At 61.9% G+C, this 24,707-nt stretch carries 19 protein-coding genes and 3 pseudogenes; 13 read left to right on the top strand and 9 right to left on the bottom strand.

The window, feature by feature from the left end:
- Positions 1 to 156 precede the first annotated feature (156 nt).
- A complete protein-coding gene (locus QZL63_RS05435) occupies positions 157 to 888 on the top strand; it encodes an SDR family NAD(P)-dependent oxidoreductase (protein WP_022308317.1) in 732 nt (243 codons plus the stop codon).
- Between the two features lie 142 nt (positions 889 to 1,030).
- Here the strand turns inward: QZL63_RS05435 and QZL63_RS05440 are convergent, their stop codons facing one another.
- Positions 1,031 to 1,645, bottom strand: coding sequence for an RNA polymerase sigma-70 factor (locus QZL63_RS05440; protein ID WP_022308318.1), 615 nt, complete (start codon positions 1,643 to 1,645; stop codon positions 1,031 to 1,033).
- A 309-nt stretch (positions 1,646 to 1,954) separates the two neighbouring features.
- Here QZL63_RS05440 and QZL63_RS05445 point away from each other — a divergent pair, with 309 nt between their 5' ends.
- From QZL63_RS05445 to QZL63_RS05485, 9 genes and pseudogenes are all read left to right on the top strand, one after another.
- Positions 1,955 to 2,932, top strand: a complete 978-nt coding sequence (locus QZL63_RS05445; protein ID WP_022308319.1) for a FecR family protein — start codon at positions 1,955 to 1,957, stop codon at positions 2,930 to 2,932.
- 244 nt (positions 2,933 to 3,176) lie between these two features.
- A pseudogene (locus tag QZL63_RS05450) lies at positions 3,177 to 6,525 on the top strand (SusC/RagA family TonB-linked outer membrane protein).
- Positions 6,526 to 6,536: 11 nt separating this feature from the next.
- A complete protein-coding gene (locus QZL63_RS05455) occupies positions 6,537 to 8,159 on the top strand; it encodes a RagB/SusD family nutrient uptake outer membrane protein (RefSeq protein ID WP_022308322.1) in 1,623 nt (540 codons plus the stop codon).
- A gap of 27 nt (positions 8,160 to 8,186) precedes the next feature.
- Positions 8,187 to 9,335: a glycoside hydrolase family 18 gene (locus QZL63_RS05460; RefSeq protein ID WP_022308323.1), complete on the top strand. Its 1,149-nt coding sequence runs from the start codon at positions 8,187 to 8,189 to the stop codon at positions 9,333 to 9,335.
- A gap of 14 nt (positions 9,336 to 9,349) precedes the next feature.
- Positions 9,350 to 10,543, top strand: a complete 1,194-nt coding sequence (locus QZL63_RS05465; RefSeq protein ID WP_290586147.1) for a LamG-like jellyroll fold domain-containing protein — start codon at positions 9,350 to 9,352, stop codon at positions 10,541 to 10,543.
- A 27-nt stretch (positions 10,544 to 10,570) separates the two neighbouring features.
- Positions 10,571 to 12,022: a BT_3987 domain-containing protein gene (locus tag QZL63_RS05470; protein ID WP_022308325.1), complete on the top strand. Its 1,452-nt coding sequence runs from the start codon at positions 10,571 to 10,573 to the stop codon at positions 12,020 to 12,022.
- A 37-nt stretch (positions 12,023 to 12,059) separates the two neighbouring features.
- Complete coding sequence (locus QZL63_RS05475; RefSeq protein WP_022308326.1) at positions 12,060 to 13,541, top strand: BACON domain-containing protein; 1,482 nt, start codon at positions 12,060 to 12,062, stop codon at positions 13,539 to 13,541.
- A gap of 122 nt (positions 13,542 to 13,663) precedes the next feature.
- Positions 13,664 to 14,290, top strand: coding sequence for a Crp/Fnr family transcriptional regulator (locus QZL63_RS05480; protein ID WP_022308327.1), 627 nt, complete (start codon positions 13,664 to 13,666; stop codon positions 14,288 to 14,290).
- Positions 14,291 to 14,343: 53 nt separating this feature from the next.
- Positions 14,344 to 15,027 (top strand): annotated as a pseudogene (locus QZL63_RS05485) (SDR family NAD(P)-dependent oxidoreductase); the annotation flags it as partial.
- A 590-nt stretch (positions 15,028 to 15,617) separates the two neighbouring features.
- Here the strand turns inward: QZL63_RS05485 and QZL63_RS05490 are convergent.
- From QZL63_RS05490 to QZL63_RS05515, 6 genes are all read right to left on the bottom strand, one after another.
- Positions 15,618 to 16,808 carry a transglutaminase-like domain-containing protein gene (locus QZL63_RS05490; RefSeq protein ID WP_022308329.1) on the bottom strand — a complete coding sequence of 397 codons (1,191 nt, stop codon included), beginning with the start codon at positions 16,806 to 16,808 and terminating at the stop codon, positions 15,618 to 15,620.
- 2 nt (positions 16,809 to 16,810) lie between these two features.
- Positions 16,811 to 17,542, bottom strand: coding sequence for a copper homeostasis protein CutC (locus QZL63_RS05495; RefSeq protein WP_441293894.1), 732 nt, complete (start codon positions 17,540 to 17,542; stop codon positions 16,811 to 16,813).
- 136 nt (positions 17,543 to 17,678) lie between these two features.
- Positions 17,679 to 18,257: a LutC/YkgG family protein gene (locus tag QZL63_RS05500; RefSeq protein WP_022308331.1), complete on the bottom strand. Its 579-nt coding sequence runs from the start codon at positions 18,255 to 18,257 to the stop codon at positions 17,679 to 17,681.
- Positions 18,250 to 19,644, bottom strand: a complete 1,395-nt coding sequence (locus QZL63_RS05505; protein ID WP_022308332.1) for a lactate utilization protein B — start codon at positions 19,642 to 19,644, stop codon at positions 18,250 to 18,252. Before QZL63_RS05505 ends, QZL63_RS05500 begins: the two co-directional genes overlap by 8 nt.
- A complete protein-coding gene (locus QZL63_RS05510) occupies positions 19,641 to 20,381 on the bottom strand; it encodes a (Fe-S)-binding protein (RefSeq protein ID WP_022308333.1) in 741 nt (246 codons plus the stop codon). Before QZL63_RS05510 ends, QZL63_RS05505 begins: the two co-directional genes overlap by 4 nt.
- Positions 20,382 to 20,564: 183 nt before the next feature.
- Positions 20,565 to 20,999 carry an Hsp20/alpha crystallin family protein gene (locus QZL63_RS05515; RefSeq protein WP_022308334.1) on the bottom strand — a complete coding sequence of 145 codons (435 nt, stop codon included), beginning with the start codon at positions 20,997 to 20,999 and terminating at the stop codon, positions 20,565 to 20,567.
- Positions 21,000 to 21,219: 220 nt separating this feature from the next.
- On the opposite strand from QZL63_RS05515, the gene QZL63_RS05520 reads away from it, so the two are divergent.
- Positions 21,220 to 21,762 carry a GNAT family N-acetyltransferase gene (locus QZL63_RS05520; protein WP_022308335.1) on the top strand — a complete coding sequence of 181 codons (543 nt, stop codon included), beginning with the start codon at positions 21,220 to 21,222 and terminating at the stop codon, positions 21,760 to 21,762.
- A gap of 130 nt (positions 21,763 to 21,892) precedes the next feature.
- On the opposite strand, the gene QZL63_RS05525 is transcribed toward QZL63_RS05520, so the two are convergent.
- On the bottom strand, positions 21,893 to 22,741 hold the full coding sequence (locus tag QZL63_RS05525) for a 4Fe-4S dicluster domain-containing protein (protein ID WP_022308336.1): 849 nt from the start codon (positions 22,739 to 22,741) through the stop codon (positions 21,893 to 21,895).
- A gap of 132 nt (positions 22,742 to 22,873) precedes the next feature.
- Here QZL63_RS05525 and QZL63_RS05530 point away from each other — a divergent pair, with 132 nt between their 5' ends.
- Positions 22,874 to 23,557 (top strand): nitroreductase family protein, encoded by a 684-nt coding sequence (locus tag QZL63_RS05530; RefSeq protein WP_022308337.1) that lies wholly within the window; start codon positions 22,874 to 22,876, stop codon positions 23,555 to 23,557.
- A gap of 4 nt (positions 23,558 to 23,561) precedes the next feature.
- Here QZL63_RS05530 and QZL63_RS05535 read toward each other — a convergent pair whose 3' ends face one another.
- On the bottom strand, positions 23,562 to 24,122 hold the full coding sequence (locus tag QZL63_RS05535; RefSeq protein WP_022308338.1) for an NUDIX hydrolase: 561 nt from the start codon (positions 24,120 to 24,122) through the stop codon (positions 23,562 to 23,564).
- A gap of 83 nt (positions 24,123 to 24,205) precedes the next feature.
- Between QZL63_RS05535 and QZL63_RS05540 the strand changes: the two are divergent.
- Positions 24,206 to 24,707: pseudogene (locus QZL63_RS05540) on the top strand (serine dehydratase subunit alpha family protein); the annotation flags it as partial.

Below are 24,707 nucleotides of genomic sequence, written 5' to 3' on the forward strand. Positions count from 1 at the left end.
AAATTGTCGTTTAGGCAAGAAAAATTGTTGTTCAGGCAAGACGCCCCGGCGCCCGGAGAGGGTGGGATGTCACGAAATCGGATCGTTTTCGAGGGGTTTCGGCTCTTGTCTCTGCAGCCGACTTGCGCTATCTTTGCGGTAAAAATTCAAAAAAACATGAAAAGACGTGTATTCGTTACGGGCGGCGCCCGCGGAATCGGAAAGGGAATTGTAGAGGCTTTCACCCGGCAGGGCGACGAGGTGGTCTTCTGCGACATCGACCCCGAGCTCGGGGCCCGGACCGCAGCCGGGACCGGAGCCCGTTTCTGTCAGCTGGATGTCACCGATGCCGCCGGTCTCGAGGGGTGCATGCAACAGCTTTTCGAGACGTTGGGCGATATCGACATTCTGGTGAACAACGTTGGGATCGGCCTCTTCAAACCCCTCGATGAACTTTCGATCGAAGAGTTCGACCGGGTGATCGCCACCAACCTGCGCCCGGTTTTCATTACCTCACGCCAGCTGGCTCTCCACCGCCGCCGGAACGGCAATCGGCGATACGGACGCATCATCAACCTCTGCTCGACCCGCTACCTGCAGAGCGAGGCCGGAACCGAGGCCTATTCCGCCTCGAAGGGCGGCATCTACTCGCTGACACACTCGCTGGCCGTCTCTCTGGCTCCGCTCCGCATTACGGTCAATGCCATTGCTCCGGGATGGATTCATGTGCGCGAAGAGGAGCCGTTGCGCTCGGAGGATCATCAGTTCCATCCATCGGGCCGGGTCGGGGAACCCGGGGACATCGCCCGCATGTGTCTCTTCCTGTGCGACGAGGCGAACGACTTTCTCAACGGGCAGACCCTGACCGTCGATGGCGGGGCCACCATCCGGATGATCTACCCGGAATAGGGGAGCCGGCTGTCGGCCCGAAGGCAGTCTTCGCTGCGGGCGGGGCCGAAGAGTCCGGAGGAAAATGGTTGGAGTGAAGTGCATCGGCCAGGCTGACCGCAACGGTTTCCGGCCGCACGGACGGCGGGGGCCTCTCAACGGGTTACATGCCGCTTGGGTGGTGCCCCGAGCGCAGCAGGAAGTCCACGGCGATCAGGACAAGGACGCCCGGCAGATAGTCCTTGAGTGAATCCCGCAACTGGGTCAGGGCCTTCTGCAGCTCATACTTGACCTTGTAGGAGGGAATTCGGAAACGTTCGGCGATGTCCTTGTAGCTCAACTCCTCGGTGCGGCTGGCGATGAAGATCTCACGGGTGAGTTCGGGCATCTCGTCCAGCCGCTTCTGCAGAATGGCCAACACCTCGTCGGCATAGAGCTGTTCGGGTTTGCAGCATTCGAGACTTCCCAGGTGGTATTCCAGCATGCGGTCGCTGGCATCCTGCAGCTTCTTTTCGACGCGCTGGTGGATCTGCTTGTTGCGCAGGTGCTCCAAGCACCGCTTCTTGATCGCTCCGACAACGTAGCGTCGGGGATCCGTATCTGCTGCCAGTTCGTGCCGCCGTACCCAGTATGCAACGAAACTGTCCGTGACGATGTCCTCCGCCACGGCCGTCTCTTCGACATACGAACGGGCTATCGAGATGAAATTGCTCCGATAGGTGAAATAAAGTTCGTTGAATTCCCTGACGCTGGATTCTCTCTCGTCCGGTATCGGCATACTGACTGTTTTTTCGGGATCAAAGTTATAATATTTTTTCAATCGTTACACGAGCATTCCGACCAATCCGTGAAAAAAACACCGTGTCAGATCTGGTTTTTTTAGAATTAGATCGTGAAAAAATTTAGCAATTTCGTAAAAATATTTATTTGCACAAAATGCTCCGATCGGGTTGTCCGATCGCCGCTTTCGTGCAATATATAGATGTCAAGAGAACGAAAAAAGTGTGATAATAGTCTGTCGGCCGGCAATGCACCGTGCGGAGCCCAGGACCGATGCGGACAAAACGTACAAAAAAGAAGTATTGTGATGAAATCGACCGACGTACTGAAATACCTCGAAGGCAACTGCTCGGAGCAGGAAAAACGCCGCATGGCCGACTGGCTCGACGCTTCTCCCGAGCATGTGCGTGAATTCAACGAGATACGTTTCGTCTTCGAGACGACCAAGATGTACGGACCCGAGCTCGAGCGTCTCGCTGCGGGCGAAACCCCGCAGCGTGCGACGACTGCCGCAGCTTCCTCCCGGCCGACGGTGATGCGGATGGTCTTCCGCCGCGTGCTGCGCGTGGCGGCCGTCGTGGCACTGCTCCTCGGAGTGGGTTATTCGACCTATGTATATACGTTCGACAGCGTGGCCGAGCAGATGGTTGCGCTGAATGTCCCGGCCGGCCAGCGAATCGAGGTGACCCTTTCGGACGGCACCCGCGTGTGGCTCAACTCGGGATCGCGTCTGGAGTATCCGTCGGTTTTCGGACGTCATCGTCGTGAGGTGAAACTCACCGGCGAGGCGATGTTCGAGGTCACACACGATGCCGGGCATCCGTTCGTTGTCGAGACCTTCGCCTCGGATGTGGAGGTGCTGGGAACGAAGTTCAATGTCGAGGCCGATGCCGAAACCGGCTCTTTCTCGACCACGCTCCTCGAGGGACGTGTGCGGCTGACCGATCCCGCGACGCACCGGGCCATCGTTCTGGAACCCAACGACGAGGCGCGTCTGACCGAGGGACGGATCTCCGTCGAGCGGAATGCCGACCTCGATGCCGTTTGCTGGACCGAAGGGCTCATCAGCATCCGCGGGCTGTCGTTCGAGGAGCTGATGCGCAAGTTCGAGAAGGCCTACAACGTGCGCATCGACATCCGTCGCCGGGAGATGCCCGTCATCGGATTCAAGAGCGGCAAGATCCGCATCTCGGACGGTGTGGACCATGCCCTGCGCGTGCTGCAGCACAACTCCGACTTCCGTTTCGAGCACGACGTGCGCAGCAACGTCATTACAATCTATTGATCGATGAATCGAAATAAATGTATTACCAACCTTTTAAAACCGCTGTCCTCATGAGTTGATGTCTGCCTCCATTTCCGGCGGGGGAGATCGAGCAATACCGTAAAAAAAAGCCTGCGGGTCTGCACACCCGCAGGCAGGTAACGGCCCCGCCCTTGACGAACGAACAAAACCTATTACCTAAACACTCTACAAATGTATGAATAAAAACGTAAGTTTCCGTATAATCGGGAAACTAATCAAGTTTATGCCTGCATTTGCCTGCGCATGCCTCTGCCTCTTCGCAACGGCGGCCTTTGCCCAGGACAATACGCTCACGGTCCGGTTGGACAAGGTCCCTCTGACGCAGGCTATTTCCAAGATCGAAGGAGAATCCCGCTATCTCTTCATGCTCGGCGACGGGATCGATGCGGCGCGTCAGATCGTGTCGGTCGATGCCGAGAGTCAGCCGATCAACCAGGTCCTCGACCAGCTGGTACGGGGTACCGGACTGACCTACAGCGTCGAAGGGCAGAACATCCTGCTCTCGGTGAAGAAGGATGACAGCCGTCCCGTGCGCATCTCGGGTAAGGTGCTCGACGGGAACGGGTTTCCGGTGATCGGAGCCGCCGTGCTCGTCAAAGGTACGACCATCGGTGTGAGCACCGACCTGAACGGAGACTACACGCTGCAAGTTCCCCCCCCCCGCTGAAAATGCAGTCCTGACAGTCAATTATTTGGGCTATCAGACGGTCGAGGCTGTCGTGGGAAGCCGTACGCAGGTGGACTTCACGCTCCGCGAAGAGACGCAGCAGGTCGATGCGGTCGTCGTGACGGCCCTCGGCATCAAGCGCTCGGAGAAGGCCCTGTCGTATAACGTACAGCAGGTCGATTCCGAGAGCCTGCTCGCCAACAAGGACGCCAACTTCATCAATTCGCTCAACGGCAAGGTGGCCGGTGTGACGATCAACGCCTCGTCATCGGGTGTCGGCGGCGCCTCGAAGGTGGTCATGCGCGGTCAGAAGTCGATCAGCCAGTCGTCGAATGCCCTCTACGTGATCGACGGCGTGCCGATGTTCACTACGGCCCGTGACGGCGGAACGAAGTTCGGTTCGCAGGGTACGACCGACCCGATCGCCGACATCAACCCCGAGGACATCGAGTCGCTGTCGGTGCTGAACGGTGCCGCGGCTGCGGCCCTTTACGGTTCGGATGCCGCCAACGGAGCCATCGTCGTTACGACCAAGCGCGGCAAGGCCGGTCGTACGTCGGTCGTCGTGTCGAGCAACACCGAGATCATGACGCCGTTCGTCCTTCCCGAGTTCCAGAACCGCTACGGCACGGGTGACCTCTCGTCGAGCACCGGTTCGATCGTCCGCAGCTGGGGCCATCGGCTCAATTCGGCCAACTACATGGGCTATGATCCGGCCGACGACTACTTCCAGACGGGTGTGACCGGAACCGAGAGCGTCTCCTTCTCGACGGGCAACGAAAAGAACCAGGTTTACGCGTCGGCCGCGGCGATCAACTCGCGCGGTATCGTTCCCAACAACAGCTACGACCGCTACAATTTCACGTTCCGCAATACGACCTATTTCTTCAAGGACCGCATGCGCCTTGATGTCGGTGCGAGCTACGTGCTCCAGCGCGACCGCAACATGACCAACCAGGGAACCTACAACAACCCGCTGGTAGGCGCCTACATCTTCCCGCGCGGCGACGACTGGAGCGACATCCAGATGTACGAGCGTTACAACCCCTCGCGCCAGCTCTATACGCAGTACTGGCCCGTGGGCGATGCCGGCCTGACGATGCAGAACCCCTATTGGATCAACTACCGCAACCTGCGTGAGAACAGCAAGGACCGCTACATGCTCAACGCCTCGCTGTCGTACGACATCCTCGACTGGCTGAATGTTTCGGGCCGTGTCAGCATCGACAACACGCACACCGACTATACGGAGAAGATGTATGCTTCGACCTACGAACAGCTGTCCGAGTACTCCGACCGCGGTATGTACGGTATCACGAAGATGACCGACAAGCAGGTCTACGGCGACGTGCTGGTGAACATCAACAAGACCTTCGGCGAGAACTGGTCGCTGCAGGCCAATGCCGGTGCCTCGATCTCGGACATGCGCTACGACGCAATGAAGGTCCGCGGCCCGATCGCCGACGGTTCGGACGCCTTCGAGGGAGAGAAGCCGGGCCTGGCCAACGTCTTCAACATCCAGAACCTGAGCAACTCGTCGAAGACCAAGCGCCTGCAGGAGGGTTGGCGTGAGCAGACCCAGTCGGTCTTCTTCTCGGCCGAGGTGGGCTTCAAGAACACCTACTTCCTTACGGTGACCGGCCGTAACGACTGGCCGTCGCAGCTGGCTGGCCCCCACTCCGAGAAGAGTTCGTTCTTCTACCCGTCGGTGGGTGCCTCGGTCGTGCTTTCGCAGCTTATCCCCAACATGCCGGAGAACCTCTCCTACGTGAAGTTGCGCGGTTCGTATGCATCGGTGGGTGTCGCTTTCGAGCGCTTCATCGCCAACCCGCTCTATGAGTGGAACGAGAGCGGCCTGACGTGGAACACCAATACGAAGTACCCGATCTACAACCTCAAGCCCGAACGCACGAAATCCTTCGAGGTGGGTCTTACGATGCGCTTCCTCAAGCACTTCAACCTCGACCTGACCTACTACAACACCAAGACGCAGGACCAGACGTTCGACACGACGATCTCGACCGGTTCGGGTTCCTCGGTGCTGACGATCCAGTCGGGCAAGGTGCTCAACCGCGGCTTCGAGCTGGCTCTCGGTTACAGCAACACGTGGGGCAAGTTCTCGTGGGACACGAACTACACGCTCTCGACGAACCACAACGAGATCCTCTCGCTGGCCAACAACATCGTCAATCCCGAGACCGGACAGCGTTTCTCGGTCGATCTGCTCGACATGGACGGACTGGGCGAGGCCCACTTCATCCTCAAGGAGGGTGGAACGCTGGGTGACCTCTACTCGCTGCGCGACATGAAATACGACGCCAACGGCGCCATCTATGTCGATGAGTCGGGCAATGTTGCCACGGAGGCCATCTCGAACGTCAATGACTACATCAAGCTGGGCTCGGTGCTTCCGGATGCCAACATGGCCTGGCGCAACGACTTCCGCTGGGGCAACTTCAACTTCGGATTCGCCCTGTCGGCACGCCTGGGCGGCGTCGTATTCTCGCGCACGCAGGCCATGCTCGACTACTACGGTGTTTCGGAGGCTTCGGCCGCGGCGCGTGATGCCGGCGGCGTGGTGATCAACGGCGGCGATCTGGTCGATGCCAACAAGTGGTATACATCGGTCAGCGGCGGCAATACGGTTCCGCAGTACTACACCTACTCGGCCACCAACGTCCGCCTGCAGGAGGCCTCGATCGGCTATACCATCCCGCGCAAGGTGCTGGGTGACCTGTGCGAAATCACCCTTTCGCTCGTGGGCCGCAACCTGTGGATGATCTACAACAAGGCTCCGTTCGATCCCGAGACCATCGCCACGACGGGCAACTTCTATCAGGGCATCGACTACTTCATGATGCCGTCGTTGCGCAACATCGGATTCAACCTCAGACTCAAATTCTAAACCGAACCGTTATGAAAAACATATGTAAACCGCTTCTTTTCACGGTCCTGCTCTCGGGTAGCGCCTGCACGGCCAACTATCTGGAGATCAACAGCGATCCTTATCAGCCGAACAAGGATCAGATGCAGGCCGACGGATACCTGCTCGGTGCTACGATGAGCGGTATCATGAGCGGTGTGATTTCGACCGACGTCAATACGGCGCAGTTCACCGACTGCCTGCTGGGCGGTACGCAGGGCGGCTATTTTGCCGACTCGAACGCCGAACAGCGCAATACCATTTCGAATTACAACCCGACGGATAACTGGACCAACGTATTCATGGCCAGTGATTTCGTCATTCCGACGCTCTACTCGAACCTGCGCGAGCTCAAGGAACAGACCGACGACCCGGTGATCCTGGCCATTGCCGATGTCATCAAGGTGGCTGCCATGCACCGCGTGACGGATACCTATGGTCCGATTCCCTACTCGCAGATCGGTGCCGACGGACAGCTGCAGGTCCCCTACGATTCGCAGAAGGCTGTTTACGACAAGTTCTTCGAGGAGCTCAATGCGGCCATCGACGTGCTGACGTCCAACCGCTCGGTGACGATCGCCTCGTCGGCCGACAACATCTATGGCGGCAGCGCCGAGAAGTGGTGCAAGTTTGCCAATTCGCTCAAACTGCGTCTGGCCATGCGTATCGTCTATGCCGATCCGGCTACGGCCCGCACGATGGCCGAGAGTGCCGTGTCGCATGAGATTGGCGTGATGACCTCGAACGATGACAACGCCTGCATGACGAGCTTCGGAGCCGACGGCAACCCGATCTACGTGGCCGTGAACTACAACTCGGCGACGCACTCCGACAACACGGCCTGTCTGACGGGCGGTGACTCGCACGCAGCGGCTGACATCATCTGCTACATGAACGCCTACAACGATCCCCGCCGTGCGGCCTATTTCGTCGAGTCGGAGTGGCCCGGCCAGACCTACGTCGGCATGCGCCGCGGTATCGAGATCCCCGACCTCTCCTCGATCGGCCACAAGTATTCGGGCGTGAAGCTCACCACGTCGTCGCCGCTCTGCTGGATGAATGCCGCCGAGGTGGCCTTCCTGAAGGCCGAGGCCAAGGCTGTCTTCGGGTTCGACATGGGCAGCGGTTCGGCCGAGGATTTCTACAACGAGGGTATCCGCCTGTCGTTCGAGCAGTGGGGCGTCTCGGGCTACGAGAGCTATATTGCACAGAGCTCGGCGCCGCAGATCGTCTACATCGATCCCAACAACGGCAAGGACACCTATTCGAATACGCTTTCGACGACCTCGGTGGCCTGGAAGACCGGTACGCCCGATGAGATGCAGGAGCGCATCATCATCCAGAAATGGATTGCCAACTGGCTGTTGGGCAACGAATCGTGGGCAGATTACCGCCGTACGGGCTTCCCGCACCTGATTCCTGCCACGGAGGCCGGAAACAAGAGCGGCGGTATCGTCGATTCCGAGATGGGCGCACGCCGCATGCCCTATCCGGCCGAGGAGCGTACGACCAATGCGGAGAACTACCAGACGGCCGTCTCCACGCTGCTGCAGGGAGCCGACAACATGGCAACGCGCATGTGGTGGGACTGCAACCCGAACATTCCCCGCAATTGATTCACCCATAAACGAGAGTTTTGAATTATGAAACGCAGTATCAAGATATATTTCCTGCCTGTCCTGGCCCTCACGGCCGTATTGCTCGGTTCGTGCAGCGACTGGACGGATTCGGAGAGCGTGGATATCAGCCGCCCTTCGCTCGAGGAGCAGAATCCCGCACTCTATGCCCAGTACCTTGCGGCGTTGCGCGCCTACAAGGCCAGTGAGCACAAACTGACCTTTGTCATGATGGAGAACCGCGCCGGCCTCGCTCCGATTGCCCAGAACCAGCGCCTGACGGCCTATCCCGACAGCGTGGACTTCATCTGCATGACGCATCCCGAGAACCTGGCTCCGGAGTATTCCGACCAGATGGCCGAGGTTCGCAAGAAAGGGACCCGCGTGGTCTGCGAGATCGACTATGCCCGTATTGAGAGCGAATGGGAGGCCCTGCAGGCTCCCGAGACCGATGAGCCCGAGACCGATGAACCCGAGACGCCGGGCGATACCGAGTCGGGCAATGCGACCGACGGCAGCCAGGATGATGGCGACGGTTCGGAGGGCGATACGACGGAGCCCGCTGACGACAGCGCATTCCTCGCCTTTTGCCGCGAGCGTGTCGAGGCCCTGACGGCCAGCTGCGAGCGTTATGGCTTCGATGGCGTGACCTTCACCTACGACGGCCCCGTGCTGTCGAGCCTGACCCCCGAGCAGACGACCCTGTTCGCCGGACGGCTCGGTGTGGTTTACGAGGTCCTGAAGAGCTGGCATGCGGCCCATCCCGAGAAGCTGCTCTTCTTCCGCGGCGGCCCGCACAAACTGGCCGACTGTTCGCTGCTTTCCGAGTGCTCGTATGTCATCGTGATGGCCAGGAGCGCCACCTCCCGAGAGGAACTTACGGTCGAGATGTACCGTGCCTGCGTCGAGGGTGTCCCGACCGACCGGCTGATCATCGGCGTGACGGCCCCGGCACTCGACGGATCCGACGAACTGGGCTATTTCTCCCAGACCGATGCGGCGGGCAAACCGCTCAGCGCCATCGTCGGCGCCGCTTCGTGGGTGCTCGAGCCGTCCGCATACGACAAGGCCGGACTGGCTATCGACCGGGCCTGGAACGACTATTATGACCTCAATCGGATCTTCCCGAACATCCGCAAGGCAATTGACATCATGAATCCCGTACCTGAAAACTAACGAAACCCATGAAAATGAAAACCATAAGCGTGATTGCCTCCTTGACGGCCCTCCTTGCGCTCGCCTCCTGCGAACACGAGGACACCGATCGGCAGCATTACGACAACAAACTCTTCATTTCGGCCGCTTCGCTGACCGACGAGATGCTCATCGATGAGGCTGACAGCTATTCGCGCGATATCGTTGCGGCCGTTGCCAAGCCCGAATCGCAAGACATCACGGTGACCTTCCGTCCGGCCCCCGAACTGGTGGACAACTACAAACAGGCCTATTACGACACGGTCTCGATTGCACTGCCCGACGGGGTCTGCCGCATCGATGAGCCGACGACCACCATTCTGGCCGGCAACGTGCAGAGTTCTCCCGTTTCGGTGACCTTCGAGAACGTGCTGTCGCTCGACCGCAACCAGCGTTACGTGATGCCGGTGACCATCGAGTCGGTCGAGGGGATCGGCGGGGTGCTCCGCAGTGCGAAGACCTGCTACTTCCTCTTCCGCGGCGCTTCGCTCATCAACATCGTCGTCGATCTGTCGGAGAACCGCGCTTGGCCCGAATTCGGCAATTTCGATGAGGTTCAGGACATGTACGCCTTCACGATGGAGGCGCTGGTCAATCCCACGACGCTCAACAAGACGATCTCGACCGTCATGGGTATCGAGGATACGTTCCTGATCCGTATGGGTGACTCGGGCGTCGATCCTTCGCAGCTTCAGGTCGTAGGTGCTGCCAGTTCGAAACTGACGGACGAGAGCCTCAAGATCCCGACCGGGGAGTGGACCCACATCGCCGTGACGTTCGAGTGCATTGCTCAGAATCAGAGCGAGGTGAAGATCTACCTGAACGGAGAGCTGAAGAAAGAGGGTATTTTCTATCTGAACAGCATCAATTTCGCAATCCCGCATTCCAATGAGTCGGGTTCGTCGTTCAAGCGTTGCTTCTGGGTTGGATATTCGTTCACGTCGGATCGTTATTTCGACGGAAAACTCTCGGAACTCCGCATCTGGAACCGTGCCCTGACAGCCGACGAGATCGCTGCCGAGAACCATTTCTACCGTGTGGATCCCTCGTCGGAGGGTCTGGTGGCCTATTGGAAACTCGATGACGGCGCCGGCACAGTGGGCAAGGACTATTCGCCCTACGGCCACGACCTGACGATCGAGTCCGAACCGGACTGGGTCCAGGTGGAACTTCCCCAAATCGCCGAATAACTTCAACCGTAAAACGAAAAACGACTTATGAAAACAACGAAATATGTGAACCGCTTCCTTCTTGCCGCTGCGGCCTGCTGCGGATTCGCGTTCACATCCTGTTCCGATGAGATCCCGACGAGCTTCAAGTTCGACGAGGGAATCTACGACGGGCTGTCGCGCATCGACGGCATGCTGGTAGACGAGTACAATTCGGCCAACGAGCGGACGCTGACCCTCACCGACGACGCCATGACGACGGCCGTGCGGTTCATGCTGACGTGCGAACCGGGCAAGGGTGTCGATGCCGTGGTCTCCTACGACGGCGACTACCTGCAGAACTACAACCTCGAGCACGGGACCGAGTATGAACTCTTCCCCGAGAGCGCCGTGGAGCTCGAGGGCGAGGGCCGCATGCTGCTGGCTCCCGACGACAAGCGCTCGGCAGCCCTGGGCGTGACGCTTCGTGCCTTCGAGGGCTTCTCTTCCGAGAAGGAGTACCTGCTGCCGCTCATCGTGCGTGTCGAGACCGAGGGCATCACGGTTCCCGAGTCCTCCGCACATGTGGTCTACCTCGTCAAGGACGGTCGCACGAGCCTCTCGGCCGACAAGGGCCCCGATGCGGTGAAGAACATCGTCTTCTTCGAACTGGGCGATGCCAACCCGCTCAATGCGCTGGAGTTCCGCCTTCAGGAGAGCGGCAAGCTCTTCTTCGACTACGTGGTGCTCTTCTCGGGCAACATCAACTACGATCCCGCCGAGAACCGGGTCTACTTCTCGCGCAACAAGGAGGTGCAGTTCCTGCTCGACAACAACGAGGAGTACCTCCAGCCGCTGCGCAAGTGCGGCATCAAGGTGATCATGGGCGTGCTGGGCAACCACGACGATTCGGGCCTTGCTCAGCTCTCGGATCCTGCCGCCCGTGATTTTGCCGCCGAGCTGGCCGCCTATTGCGAGACCTACGGCCTGGACGGCGTATGTTTCGACGACGAGTATTCGAACGTCAATCCCGATACGAGCAATCCGCTCTTCACGCGTCCTTCGATGGCCGCTGCCGCCCGACTGCTCTACGAGACCAAGAAGGCCATGCCCCACAAGACGGTGATGGTCTACTACCTGGGCAACATCACGCCGTACATCCCTGCGGTGGACGGGGTCGATCCGGGCTATTTTGTCGATGTGGCCGTTGCCGACTACAGCTCGATCAACCCGGGTGCCACGCCGATGACGGGCATGCCGCTGAAGAACTGTGCGGGCGCCTCGATCGAACTGAACCTGCTCAAGGGTGACTGGACGACGGAAACGGCCCGCAAGCAGAAGGCTGCCGGGTACGGGCATTACATGTTCTTCTCGCTCAATCCGGACAACTATGCATGGCGCGGTCAGGTAACGATGGTGCGCAGTGTGGCCTCGGGCCTTTACGACGAGACGCTCGATCAGGTGACCCATTACTACAAGAAAGAGGATACGGAACGCCTCGAGTTGAGCCGTCCCCAGTAGTGAGGTGATTAGGAACTCTTAAAATCGGATTATTTCTATGAAAAAGATATTATTGGCAATCGTATGCATGGTGTCGGGCCTGTGCGGCTGTTCGGAGAGCGATTCGGACAACGGACCGAAGGGCGACAGCATCTCCCTCTCGAAGGATTTGATTTCGCTGGACTTCGAGGGCGGCACGGACGAGATCGTGGTGACCAGCTCGGGTGACTGGCGGATGTCGGGCACCTCGACGTGGGCGCATCCTTCCGTGACGGAGGGCAAATCCGGCGATACGGTCGTCTTCACGATCGATCCCAACGCCACCGACCGCAACCTGCAGTCGGAGTTCAAACTCTTTACGGGCAGTGCCGTAGCCCGTCTGACGGTGACCTGCGGCGAGGGCTATGTGCTGTCGCTCGATTCCGATGCCGCAGTCTCGGTACTTCAGTCCGGCGGCGAGTTCTCGGTGAAACTGGCCACCAACATTCCGCAGGAGGAGCTGACCTGTACGCTCTCCGACGGGGGCGATTCGTGGATCGGCACCCCCGAGTTCACGGATGTGTTCGGCGACCTGCTCCTGACCTTCACGGCTTCGGAGAACAGCGGTTACTCGGGACGTGAGAGCGTGGTGACGGTCTCGGGACATGACCTGAGTGTCGAGGTCGCCGTCTCGCAGCGTCAGCTCGACTACCTCAACGTCAAGGGCGACAAGGTATTCGAGTTCGATACACTTGAAGCTGCGACGTTCTCGGTCGATGTCGAGAGCAACATCGCGTATACGGTGACCACGCCCGACTGGATCACCTGCGAGAAGGCTCCCGCCACCCGGGCGCTGGCTACCGACCGCCTGACCTTCCAGGTTTCGGAGGGTAAGGAGACCCGAACGGGTTCCGTGGTGATCGCCGATGCCGACAAACGCTTTGAGTTTACGCTTTCGGTGCGCCAGTTGGCACCGGGAGTACAGATGATCACCATTCCCGACAAGGGCTTCCGAGACCGTCTGGCGGAAAGGGGCTGGATCAAGATCGTCGATGAGGAGTCGCCGGAGGTGATTCCGGTCGATCTGGAGACGATCAAGGACAATGACTATTACTATTACATCCTGCAGGCCCACAAAGCCGACATCAAGTCGTTCGAGGGTATCGAGAACTTCCCGTGGATAACCCAGTGCAACATGGGTAATAACCCCGAACTGGAGTCGGTCGATATTTCCGGTCTGGAGAAGGTGACAAAAGTGGATACGGGTGGCGACACCATGCTCTCCGAGATCAATCTGGGTGCGAATGCCTGCCAGTTGTCCCAGGGCCAGCGGATCGGTGTCGAGAAGATAACCGTCATCGGCAGCGGGGTTACGTCGATCAACTTGACGGCCTATTATATCTCCGGCGATCAGCTGAAGGAGCTCGATGTGACGCAGTGCCCTGCACTGACGAGCATTAACGCAACGGGACGTGACCAGCTGACCACGATCTACATCACGGCCGAGCAGGAAGGCAAGATCACTCTGTCGGGTTCGTCGGCCGAGTTCGTCGTCCGGTAGCGGAACTTTACGAGAGGACGGTTCTCCTCCACCGTCCGCTTTCGGAGCGGATCCGGGAATTTTTCCGGGTCCGCTCTTTTTCGTATCTTTGGGCGGAACCTATTCCTGAATCGGACTTTCTGATGGAGACTTCGGATTTCTCGGCTGCCGCTGCCGCGCAGGGCGAGGCAGCCTCCTGCGTGGACCGTGCGCCGTTCAACCGCTATCTTGCCGACGGGGCATTCGAGCCCCTTGCTGCGTTTTTCCGCGCCGAGGGGACCGAACGGACCTACCGCAACGGCGAAGAGTTCGCCCGGCAGGGGGTGCGGAACCGCACCTGCGGGCTGCTCCTTGCCGGGGCCTTCCGCTACGTCCACCTGACGGCCGACGGCGAACGCCGGATCGTGGGGTATGCCTTCGCCGGGGAGTTTGTCGGAGACTACATCTCGCACTGCAACGGCATCCCTTCGTGGGTCTCCATCGAGGCGATGTGTGACAGCCGCGTGACGGAGGTCGGCACTGCAGTCCTGGAGACCTTCTATGCCGCCGATGCCGCCCACGAACGGCTGGGCCGCCGTTTGGCCGAACACCTGCTGGCCGAGGTCTACGAGCGTTTGCTGGAACGTTGTGCCGCCACGCCGCAGGAGCGTTACGAACGCCTGCTGACCCGCTGCCCCGGGGTACTGGATTTCATCCCGCTCCACGAACTGGCCTCCTATCTGGGCGTCCGTCCCGAAACCTTGAGCCGCATCCGCCGCCGCATCCGGTGATTTCTTGATTCCGATCAAGGCTCCGGGACGGCCGAAGGTCTATCTTTGCGGCCATGGAACGTGTACTTGTCATCGGTGCGACGTCCGGGATCGGGCGCGCACTGGCCGGACGGCTGGCGGCCTCCGGCTGCCGGGTCGGCATCGTCGGGCGACGGGCCGAACCCCTCACCGAACGGGATTCCGACCCCTCCGAAAATCCGTTTTTTCAGGCTGCGGCCGATGTGACCGATCCGGCTGCTGCCGTGGCAGTGCTCGAACGCCTCGTGCAGCGGATGGGCGGCATGGACCTCTGCCTGGTGGCGGCGGGGGCGGGCGAGCTCAATCCGGAACTGGACTATGCGCTGGAACTGCCGGCGATCCGGACCAATGTCGTCGGCTGGACCGCCGTGGTCGATTGGGCCTATGGCTACTTCGAGCGGCAGGGCCGGGGGCATTTGGCGGTGATCACCTCGGTCGGCGGCCTGCGCGGCAGCTGTGCGGCTCCGGCCTACAACGCCTCGAAGGCCTATCAGATCAACTATACCGAGGGGCTGCGGCAGCGTGCCCTCCGCTCGCACCGGCCGATTGTCGTGACCGACCTGCGCCCCGGATTGACCGATACGGCCATGGCCAAGGGCGAGGGGCTCTTCTGGGTGATGCCCGTCGGCCGGGTGGCCGACGGCATGCTCCGGGCCATTCGCCGCCGGCGTGCCGTGGCAACGGTCACCCGCCGCTGGCGGTTGGGTGCGTGGGTTTTGGGGGTGTGGGGGGGGGGGGGGGGATTCTGCGGCTGTTGCCGGGATGGTTGTATGTCCGGTTCTGACGGCCTTATGAATGCCTGGTTTATTGCGGCGGGCGTGATGCTCGCCGGGGCCTTCGGGGTTCATGTCGTTGCCGGCACGAGGTTCTATGCGAAGGCGCGTCCCGAACGGGAGTTGCCGGGCCGTGCTCCGGAGGATGCCGTGGTGGCGGAGCGCCGTGCCGCCTGGATGCTGGGCCGGTGCGGGTTTCAGCTCATCTCGGTCGATCTCGCTCTCTCGGCCGGCTGTTTCCTGGCTTTGGGCCTGGGCCTGAGTCCGCGCAATGCGGTGCTGGAGCTCTTCCTGACCCTGACCTATGCGGGGTGGGGCATAGCGTGGCGGGCCGTGCTGGCGGCCGACCGCTCCCCGGCGGCCTGCCGGCATCGCCTGCGCCATTGGGTTGTGTTCCTCGCCGTTGCCCTGACGGCCGCCTGCGGAATGGCTCTCTGAAGCGGGACGTTTCATCCGATCGGCTGCCGCGGCGGATAAAACGATGGCGGGCACTTCCACAGGGAAGTGCCCGCCGTCGTCTCTTTTCGATGAATGGGCTACTCCATGTACCCCGTCACCGTGATCGGCTCGTCGCCCACCTTGGCCTTGACCTCGGTCAGCTCGCCGCGGGCGTTCTCGTAACGGAACGTGTAGGTGCGGTTTTTTTCGAGCAGGAACTTCAGTGCATCGTTCATGTCCTGCAGCGGACCGGCCGTGCGGCCGCCGCCCATCTGCTCCGCGCCGCAGAAGACATCGACGTTCGCCGCAATGCGGTCGCCCGATTCCGTGGCGTGGCGTTTGTCGCGGAACATGCGGAAGGTCACCGTTGTGTGGGTTCCGGCCTGGGCCGCCTGGTCGGCATATGCGGCATAGACGTCACGGTAGCTCTGCGAAACGTCCTCGGCATGGATGTCGCGCGACTCTTCGTTCCAGACCATCGGGAACCAGTCGCCCGTGGGGCGGAACGAAACGGCATAGATCGCATATTTCCGCTCGCCCGGCACAGCCTGCCCGGCATCGGCCAGGAACCAGGCGCGGTCGAGGGCCGAGGGCTGGTAGAACTCCGTGAAGTGCCATCCGTCGTCGAGACGCACCTCGGTCCAACTGTGGTTGCCGCGGTCGTCGTGCCACGAGGCCGTTCCGGCGAAGCGGGCCGGGATGCCGACCGAACGCAGGGCATCGACGAGCAGGATCGAGAGACCCGTGCAGGAGGCCATGCCCTGACGCATCGACTCCGAGGGGCTCTGGTTGGTCTTCTCGCGCAGCGTGTTGTACTCGACACCTACGGCCGAGGGGAGGATGCGGTTCACCGTGTCGAGCGCGGCGCGGATGTCCGTGCATCCCTTGACGCGGGGTGCGAACCGCTCGTAGAAGTCGCGCCGCCACGAGTCGCGGACCTCGTCCACGACGGCATAGGGCAGCACGTCGTTGAGGAACACCGAGTCGGGCAGAGCCTGGGCCCACGGAAATTCGGCCCGGGCGCGGAGGGCATACGTGACATTCTCGCGGAGCAGGTCGAGCCGCATCGTGTCGCGGTCGCCCTGAGGCATCCATGCGATGAGGTAGGCCATGGCGCCGCGCTCCTCGTGGGGCGTTTCGCGCAGCAGCGTGCGCAGCGAGTCAGCGCGCGGGCACCCCGTGAGGGCCCCGTCGAGCAGTTGTTCGTACTCTGCCGGAATGCCGGCGCCGTAGCGACCGCCGCAGGCGCAGAGTGCCGCCGCCGCGATCAGGATCAGGATTTTCTTCATGGTTATGCGAGTTCGTTCATGATGTTTCGGATCATCTCTTCGTCGGCTCCCACCGAGGCGTATTCCGGAATGCCCTCGATGCCGCCCATCGAGACCTTCGGATTGCGGAACTCCATGCCGCTCTCGATCATGCGGCGGGCGCTGAAATGCACGGCATCGACTCCCGTGGCGGCGATGCTGCGGACGTTGGCCGGTTTGACGCCGCTGCCGGCCATGATGGCGATGCGGCCGGCGGAACGGGCCACCAGCGAGCGGATTCCGTCGATACCCTCGGGGGCGGTGTTGCGGCCTCCGGAGGTGAGCACACGCCGGCAGCCGCAGCGGATCAGCGCTTCGAGCGCCTCGTCCTGGTCGCGGACCATGTCGAAGGCGCGGTGGAAGGTCATCTCCATGGCGCCGGCCTCCGCGACGAGCTCCGCCGTGCGGTGTTCGTCGATGCGGCCGTCGGGAGTGAGCAGACCCGCCACGACGCAGTCGGCGCCGCAGGCCCGGGCGAATCGGACCTCCTCGAGCATCTGCTCGAACTCCTCGTCGGTGTAGAGGAAGTCGCCGCCCCGGGGGCGGATCATCACGCTCAGTTGCAGCCCCTCGATGCGGCGTGCGGCGCGGATGGCTGCGGCCGAAGGGGTCGTTCCGCCCTCGTAGGGCGAGGTGCAGAGTTCGACGCGGGTGACGCCGTTGCGGGCGGCAATCCGGCAGGCCTCCGTCGAGAAGGCGCAGAGTTCGGTTTCGATCATCTTCGTATGTGTTAGGTCCCTGTGCCCGGCGTACTTGTCGGCAAGCTCCGGACAACCCGACGAAGATAGCGAATTTCGGCCGGAAACGCAAACTTCTCCGGCGGTTTCTTCGGGCATTCTCCGCGGTGTCGGGTCAGGCGAGCAGCACCGTGACCGACATCGGGCCGTGGGCCCCGAAGACGAGCGCCTGCTCGATGTCGGCGGTCTTCGACGGGCCTGACATGAAGCATCCGTAGCCGAAACCTTCGGTCTCGGGCCGCTCTACGGCCTCATGCATCGTGTGGACGATCTCCGTGCGGGGAATGACGATGAGCAGGGCCGTCGCTCCGAAGTAGAGCGCCTTGTGGCGGATATCCTGCGCGATCCATACGGCGCCGTTCTCCGCAACGCCGAACGAGCCGGCCACCACCCCCAGATCGACATCGACCAGTTCGCGCGGGTCCTCCACCCGGTCGGGGTCGATCGTCGCCATGCCGATCCCGGGGAGGGCCGAGGCGATCGTCCGGGCTTCGGGGTAGCAGCGGCGCACGGCCTCGTCGAGCGTTTCGCCCGGCCGCAACTCCACGGCGCGGCCTCCGGCAGCGGCCAGCCGTTCGGCGAACGTGGCTGCCGGATCGTCGAAACGCTGCGGTGCGACGCGCGGTTCGGGGTAGGGGTATTCGGGCATGCCGTCCGCGGCAAGCCGTTTCAGAATCAGTTCCTTGCTATTCATCGTCTTTCGTTTTTGCGGATGGGGTGCAACCTTCCCGTTTCCATCGGGCATTGAAACTCTCGCGGGCGAAGCGCGGCAGAGCCCGGCCGGGGGCGCTCCACGGATTGAGCCCGTTTTCGAGCAGCGGGCGGGGCAGTTTTTCGGCCGTGCGGGCCAGTGCGATGGCTCCGTAGAACCGTTTCGGGGAGGCCATCACCGCATCCATGCCCTTGACGGCCGCCTTTTTCTTCGGATCGGCCAGGTGCAGCGCGTCGAGCTGCTGGCGCCACTTGTAGATCTGCTCGCCGAGGTCGATCTTCGCGGGGCATACCCCCGAGCAGGAGTAGCACAGCGAGCAGGCCGAGACGTTGCCGTGGTGGGCCTTCGGCGAACGGAGCATGCCGAGGTTGATGCCCAGCGGTCCGGGTATGAAATAGGAGTAGGAGTAACCTCCCGAGCGCCGGTAGACCGGGCAGGTGTTCATGCAGGCGCCGCAGCGCAGGCACTTGAGCATGTTGCGGTGCTCCGCGTCGGCCAGCCACTCCGAGCGGCCGTTGTCCACCAGGATGACGTGGATCTCCTTGCCCGGTGCGGGCCGTCGGTAGAGCGACGTGTAGGTGGTCACGGGCTGTCCCGTGCCCGAGCGGGCGAGCAGGCGCGTGAAGATCCCGAGCGCACGCATGTCGGGGATCACCTTCTCGAGCCCCATGATGGCGATGTGCAGGTCGGGGAACGAGGTCCCCAGGTCGGCGTTGCCCTCGTTCGTGCAGACGGCCAGTGCGCCGGTCGAGGCCACGGCGAAATTGACCCCCGTCATGGCGATGTCGGCCCCGAGGAATTTCGGCCGCAGGGCCTTGCGGGCGGCATGCGTCAGGTAGGTGGGGTCGCTGTTCCCGGGTTCGGTGCCCATTTCGTGCTCGAAGAGTGCGCCGACCTCCTCGCGGCGCACGCCGATGGCCGGCAGGACGATGTGGCTGGGCGGCTGGTGGAGCAGCTGCATGATCCGCTCGCCGAGGTCGCTTTCGACGGCGTCGATGCCCCGTTCGCGGAGGAAGGGCGTGAGCCCGCACTCTTCCGAGAGCATCGACTTGCTCTTGATGAGGTTGTGTCCGCCGTGCCGGCGGACGAGGTCCCAGACGATGGCGTTCATCTCGGCGGCATCCTGCGCCCAGTGGACCTGCATGCCGTTGGCCGTGGCGTTGCGTTCGAATTCACAGAGGTAGTGGCCCAGGCGGCTCAGCGTGTGTCGTTTGATCTCGGACGACAGGCGGCGCAGCTCCTCCCATTCGGGGACGCTCTCCATCATCCGGTCGCGTTTTTCGCGTACGGCGTACAGCGCCTTGTCGTGCCACGCCATGCGTTCGGCGTCGGCGACGAACCGCTTTGCGGCTTTCGAATGGCTGCTCATGCGTGTGAATTGAGAATTTGTACGATGTGTATGGTCTTGATCGGGAGTTTTTCCCGGTCGATGATCCCCTGCATGTGCATCAGGCAGGAGGAGTCCGCTCCGGTGATGTATTCGGCGCCGGTGGCCGTGTGGCGGGCCACCTTTGCGCGCCCCATGGCTACCGAGACGGCATTCTCCTCGACGGAGAACATGCCGCCGAATCCGCAGCACTCGTCGCGGCGCTCGGGCTCCGCGACCTCAATGCCCTCGACCATGGCGAGCAGGTCGCGGAGTTTCGAGTGGTAGGGGACATGGAGTTCGCTCGGCGACGAGAGCCCCATCATGCGCACGCCGTGGCAGGAGTTGTGCAGGCTGACGCGGTGCGGGAAGCGGGCGTCGAGCCGCGCGGGTTTCACCACGTCGTGGAGAAATTCGCAGATCTCCCAGATGCGGGAGTCGAGACAGGCATGCTCGCGGTAGTTGTCGAGCAGGCGCGGGTAGCCTTCGCGGACGAAGACCACGCAGCTGGCCGAGGGCCCCACGACGTAGTCATACCGTTCGAACAGTGCATTCATGCGTTCGGCGAGCGCCTTGGCGTCGCGCTCGAATCCCGCATTGGCCATCGGCTGTCCGCAGCAGGTCTGGTCGAGCGGGTAGTCCACGTCGCAGCCCACGCGGCGGAGCAGTTCGCAGGAAGCGCGTCCCACTTCGGGGTAGACGGCGTTGATGTAACAGGGGATGAACAATCCGACTTTCATACGTTGCGTTTCGTGTTTGCAAGTCGCATCTTGGGCGACACGTCAAAGATAGCGGTTTTTCCGGGAAAGTGTTCGCCTGCGGCGCATTCCGCAGCCGGGATGCGCATACGCAAAAGGGGACCGCACCTTGCGGTACGGTCCCCCTTGCGGGCTGTGCGGTCGCCTTTTGCGGGGCGTCGGGCCTTATTTGATCTCGATCTGCCGTGCGGCGGGGGTTACGTGTTCCTCCTTCTTCTTCGGGATCTCGACCGTCAGCACGCCGTGCTCGACCTTGGCGGCGATCTTCTCCTTCTCGACGTTGTCCGGCAGGATCAGACTCTGCTGGAACTGGCTGTAGGAGAATTCGCGACGCAGGTAGGTGCCCTTGTGCTTCTTGTCCTCCTCCTTCTGCTCGGCCTTCTTCTCCATCGTGATCAGGAGCTCGTTGTCCTCATTGATATTGACCTTGAAGTCCTCCTTGGTCATGCCCGGAGCGGCCACTTCGACCTGGAAGTCGTCCTCCGTTTCGAGGATGTTTACGGCCGGAGCCGTGACGTTCGACTTGTCCACCCATTCGTTACCGAAAAAGTCGTTGAAAATGCTCGGCAACCAATTCTGATTTCTTCTGACAGGCATCATAGTTTTGTCCTCCTTATTTGTTTTGGTTTTACAATCTTTTTTCTCGCCGCCCCTTCCGGAGCGGCTTCGCCTGTAAAATGGACAAAATGTGTGCCAATGCCGGAAAAGGTGTAAATTGTCATGAATTGTCACAAATTGGCAGTCGGGCGGAAATTTTGTCGTGTCCGGATGACACTTCGTGACAAATCCGTATCTTTGTGGTTGAATTCAACTTGACGCCATGACCCGAATTCTTTGCGACGAACAGCTTCTTTTCCGTCCGGCCGTGCCGGCCGATGCTCCCCGCATTCAGACGATCATCCGCCAGGCACAGGCCCAGATGCGGGCTGCGGGCAGCCTGCAGTGGCAGAACGGCTATCCGGGTCCGGAGCACATTGCCGCCGACCTGCTCCGCGGCTACGGCCGCGTGCTGTGCCGTCCCGCAGCGTCGGGCGATGCCGAAGCGGTTGCCTACGGGGCCGTGTCGTTCGACGGCGAGCCGGCCTACGGCGCTATCGAGGGCGGCTGGTCGTCGGACGACGCCTATGTGGTCCTGCACCGTCTGGCCGTGGCCGACGAGGCGAAGCGTCAGGGGGTAGCCACGGCCTTTTTCCACCGCACGGAGGAGCTGGCCCGGGCCCGCGGCGTGTGGTTCTTCCGCGTTGATACCAATTTCGACAACCATTATATGCTGCACCTGCTCGAACGTGAAGGATTTGCCTATCGCGGAAAGGTCTACTACGACAGCGGCGAGCGGCTGGCTTTCGAGAAGGCGCTCCGGTAGGGCACATCCGCTCGGATCCGAAATGCTGCAGGCCTCGCTCCTTCGAAGGAGCGAGGCCTGCGTGTAGTGTGGGGCTGCCGGATCGGCGACGTGTGTCGTGTGGCGCTGCCGGATCGGCAACGTGCGCCGTTCAGAGCAGGGTGACGGGCGGTTTCCTGCGGGCGAAGTTCCGCGAGAGGGCTTCGGAGAAGGGGGTCTCGAAATGCCGGGCTCCGACCGGGCACCCCTTGACGCAGGCGCAGCAGCGGATGCAGCGGGCCGGGTCGGTGCGCTCCTCCTCGCCGCGGGCGATGGCCCCGGTGGGGCATTGTGCGGCGCAGCGTCCGCAGTGGACGCAGGCTTGTGCGTCGCATGCGGGCAGCAGCACCACGGGGTGTTTCTTCTGCCGGCGCCGGTAGGCGAGGACAAAGCGGATGAAGCGCAGCAGCGGGATGAGCGGCGTGCGTACGTCCTTGAGCCGGGCGACGTCGATTGCGGCGATGCCCTGCGAGGCAAGTTTCCGGCCTGTGGCCTCGCCGAAGGCTTCCGCTTCGGCAATATCCTTTTCGTCGGGACGTCCCGCGGCGATCGGCCGCTGCGGGGTGCTGTACGAATGCTCGCCGACGAATGCGCCGGCCGCCACCGGGACGAATCCCCGTTCCGAGACAAAGGCGGCCAACTCCGCTGCCGCATGTTCGAATGCCCGGTTGCCGTAGACGACCAGCAGTACGGCCGGGGTCCCCGAGCCGCGGAGCCCCTCCATGCGTTTCAGGGCCAGGGACGGCACGTGCCCTCCGTAGACCGGTACGGCGAACAGGGCCACGGCATCGGCGGGCAGTGTCTCCGCTGCAGCCGTGTGGGTCAGGTCGATGGTGCGGATTTCGGGTGTTGCGGACGGTGTGCCGCCCGTCCGGGCGATGCCGCGGGCTACGGCCTCGGCACTCTTTCTGGAAGTCCCCGTCGGCGAGAAGACGACGGGACGGATCGATTTCGGTTGCATGTCGCGTGTGTTTGTGCAGGACAAAGGTACGGAAAAAAACGCTGCGGCGGATGTCTCTCCGTCGGATTCCGCTCCGCGGGGTTCCGAAATAATTTCGTATCTTTGCTTGAAACGTCAAAAAAACGTAACGATATGAAACGACACATGCTGGCATGCGCGGCGCTGTTGTTCGCGGCATGCGGAGGCCCTGCCGGAGAGCAGGGCGGGCAGAAGCCCGAAACCCGGACCGAGGTGACCTACGGCGAGCGGATCGCCCTGGTGAAACCCGACCTCAAGGCGGGCCTGACGATCAATGAGGCGCTGCACAACCGCCGTTCGTGGCGCGAATACAATGCCGGAGCACTCTCGCTTGAGGAGCTTTCTGGTGTATTGTGGGCCGCTGCGGGCGTGAACCGTCCGGAGGAGAACCGCCTGACGGCCCCGTCGGCGCTGGCGCTCTATTCGATCCGGGTCTACGCCCTCTTCGCCGAGGGGATCTACGCCTATGACCCTGCGGCCCATGCGCTTGTTCGTGTGGCCGAAGGGGACCACCGGAAGCTCTCCGGCGCCCAGCCCTTCGTCTTCACGGCCCCGCTCAACCTGGTCTACATCGCCGACCGGGCGGTCTACGACGGTCGCAATATCCCGGCCGACCACGTCCGCTACCTGTGCGGGCAGGATGCTGCCGGCTATGCCGAGAACGTAAACCTCTATACGGCCGGCCACGGCCTGCGTTCGATCACGCGGGGCAGTGCTCCCGAGGCCGAGCTGCTCGCCGCCCTCGGACTCGATCCCGACCGCTATTTCCTGGCTCTGGCCCAGACCGTGGGCCGGTAGCCGCCTACGGTTCGGGGTGCTCGGCGAAATAGCGCCACAGCGGGGCGGCCATCAGCGCCTGCCGGATGCGGTCCGTGCGGAGCAGTTCGAGAAGCTCTTCGCGCGTGAACAGGTGCACGCGGATGTCTTCCGTGGTGTCGAGATGCTGGTCGCCGATGCGCTCCACGCCGGTGGCCAGGAAGCAGTGCGTCAGGTTGTTCTGTGTGGCCGGGTTGGCGCAGATGCAGGTCAGCGGGCGCCACTCGCCGCCGCCGTATCCGGTCTCTTCGAGCAGTTCGCGCCGTGCGGCCTCGAGCGGGCTTCGGTCCGAAGGCTCCATGACGCCGGCCGGAATCTCGTACGAGGTCTCGCCCAGCCCGTGGCGGTACTGGTCGATCACGACGAAGCGTCCGTCGCGGTCGATGGCCGTGACGTTTACCCAGTCGGGATATTCGAAGACGTAGTAGTCGGGGATCGTGCGCCCGTCGGGCAGTGCGATCGTCTCGTGGCGGACGGTGAACCACGGTTTGCGGGCGAGGTATTCGCTGCGGACGACCTGCCATTTGCGGTTTTTCGGATTTTCCATCGTTGCCGTTTTTCGTCGGGGCAAAAGTAGCGAAATTTGACTATCTTTGTACAAACGAAGAAACGCTTAACTTGATATATGTTATGATGTCACAACAGGAACGGGCGGAGATCATCGCCCTGATCAAACGCGAAGTCATCCCTGCGATCGGTTGTACCGAACCGATTGCGGTGGCGTTGTGTACAGCCCGTGCCGCCGAGGCGCTGGGCTGTCGGCCCGAACGGCTCGAGGTGCTGTTGAGTGCCAACATTCTCAAGAACGCCATGGGCGTGGGAATTCCCGGTACGGGGATGATCGGTCTGCCGATCGCCGTGGCGCTCGGGGCGCTGATCGGCCGGTCGGAATACCAGCTGGAGGTGCTGCGCGACGTAACGCCGGAGGCCGTGGCCGAGGGACGCCGCTTCATCGACGAAAAACGCATCTCGATCGCCCTGAAGGAGGGAATCGAGGAGAAGCTCTACATCGAGGTACATGCCCTCGGCGGCGGACACGCCGCCACGGCCGTGATCGCCGGCGGACATACGACGTTCGTCTATGTCGAGCGCGACGGAGCGGTCGAGTTGGACCGGCGGCAGGCCTCGGCTG

The organism is Alistipes sp. CAG:268, from assembly GCA_000434235.1.
Taxonomy (GTDB): domain Bacteria; phylum Bacteroidota; class Bacteroidia; order Bacteroidales; family Rikenellaceae; genus Alistipes; species Alistipes avistercoris.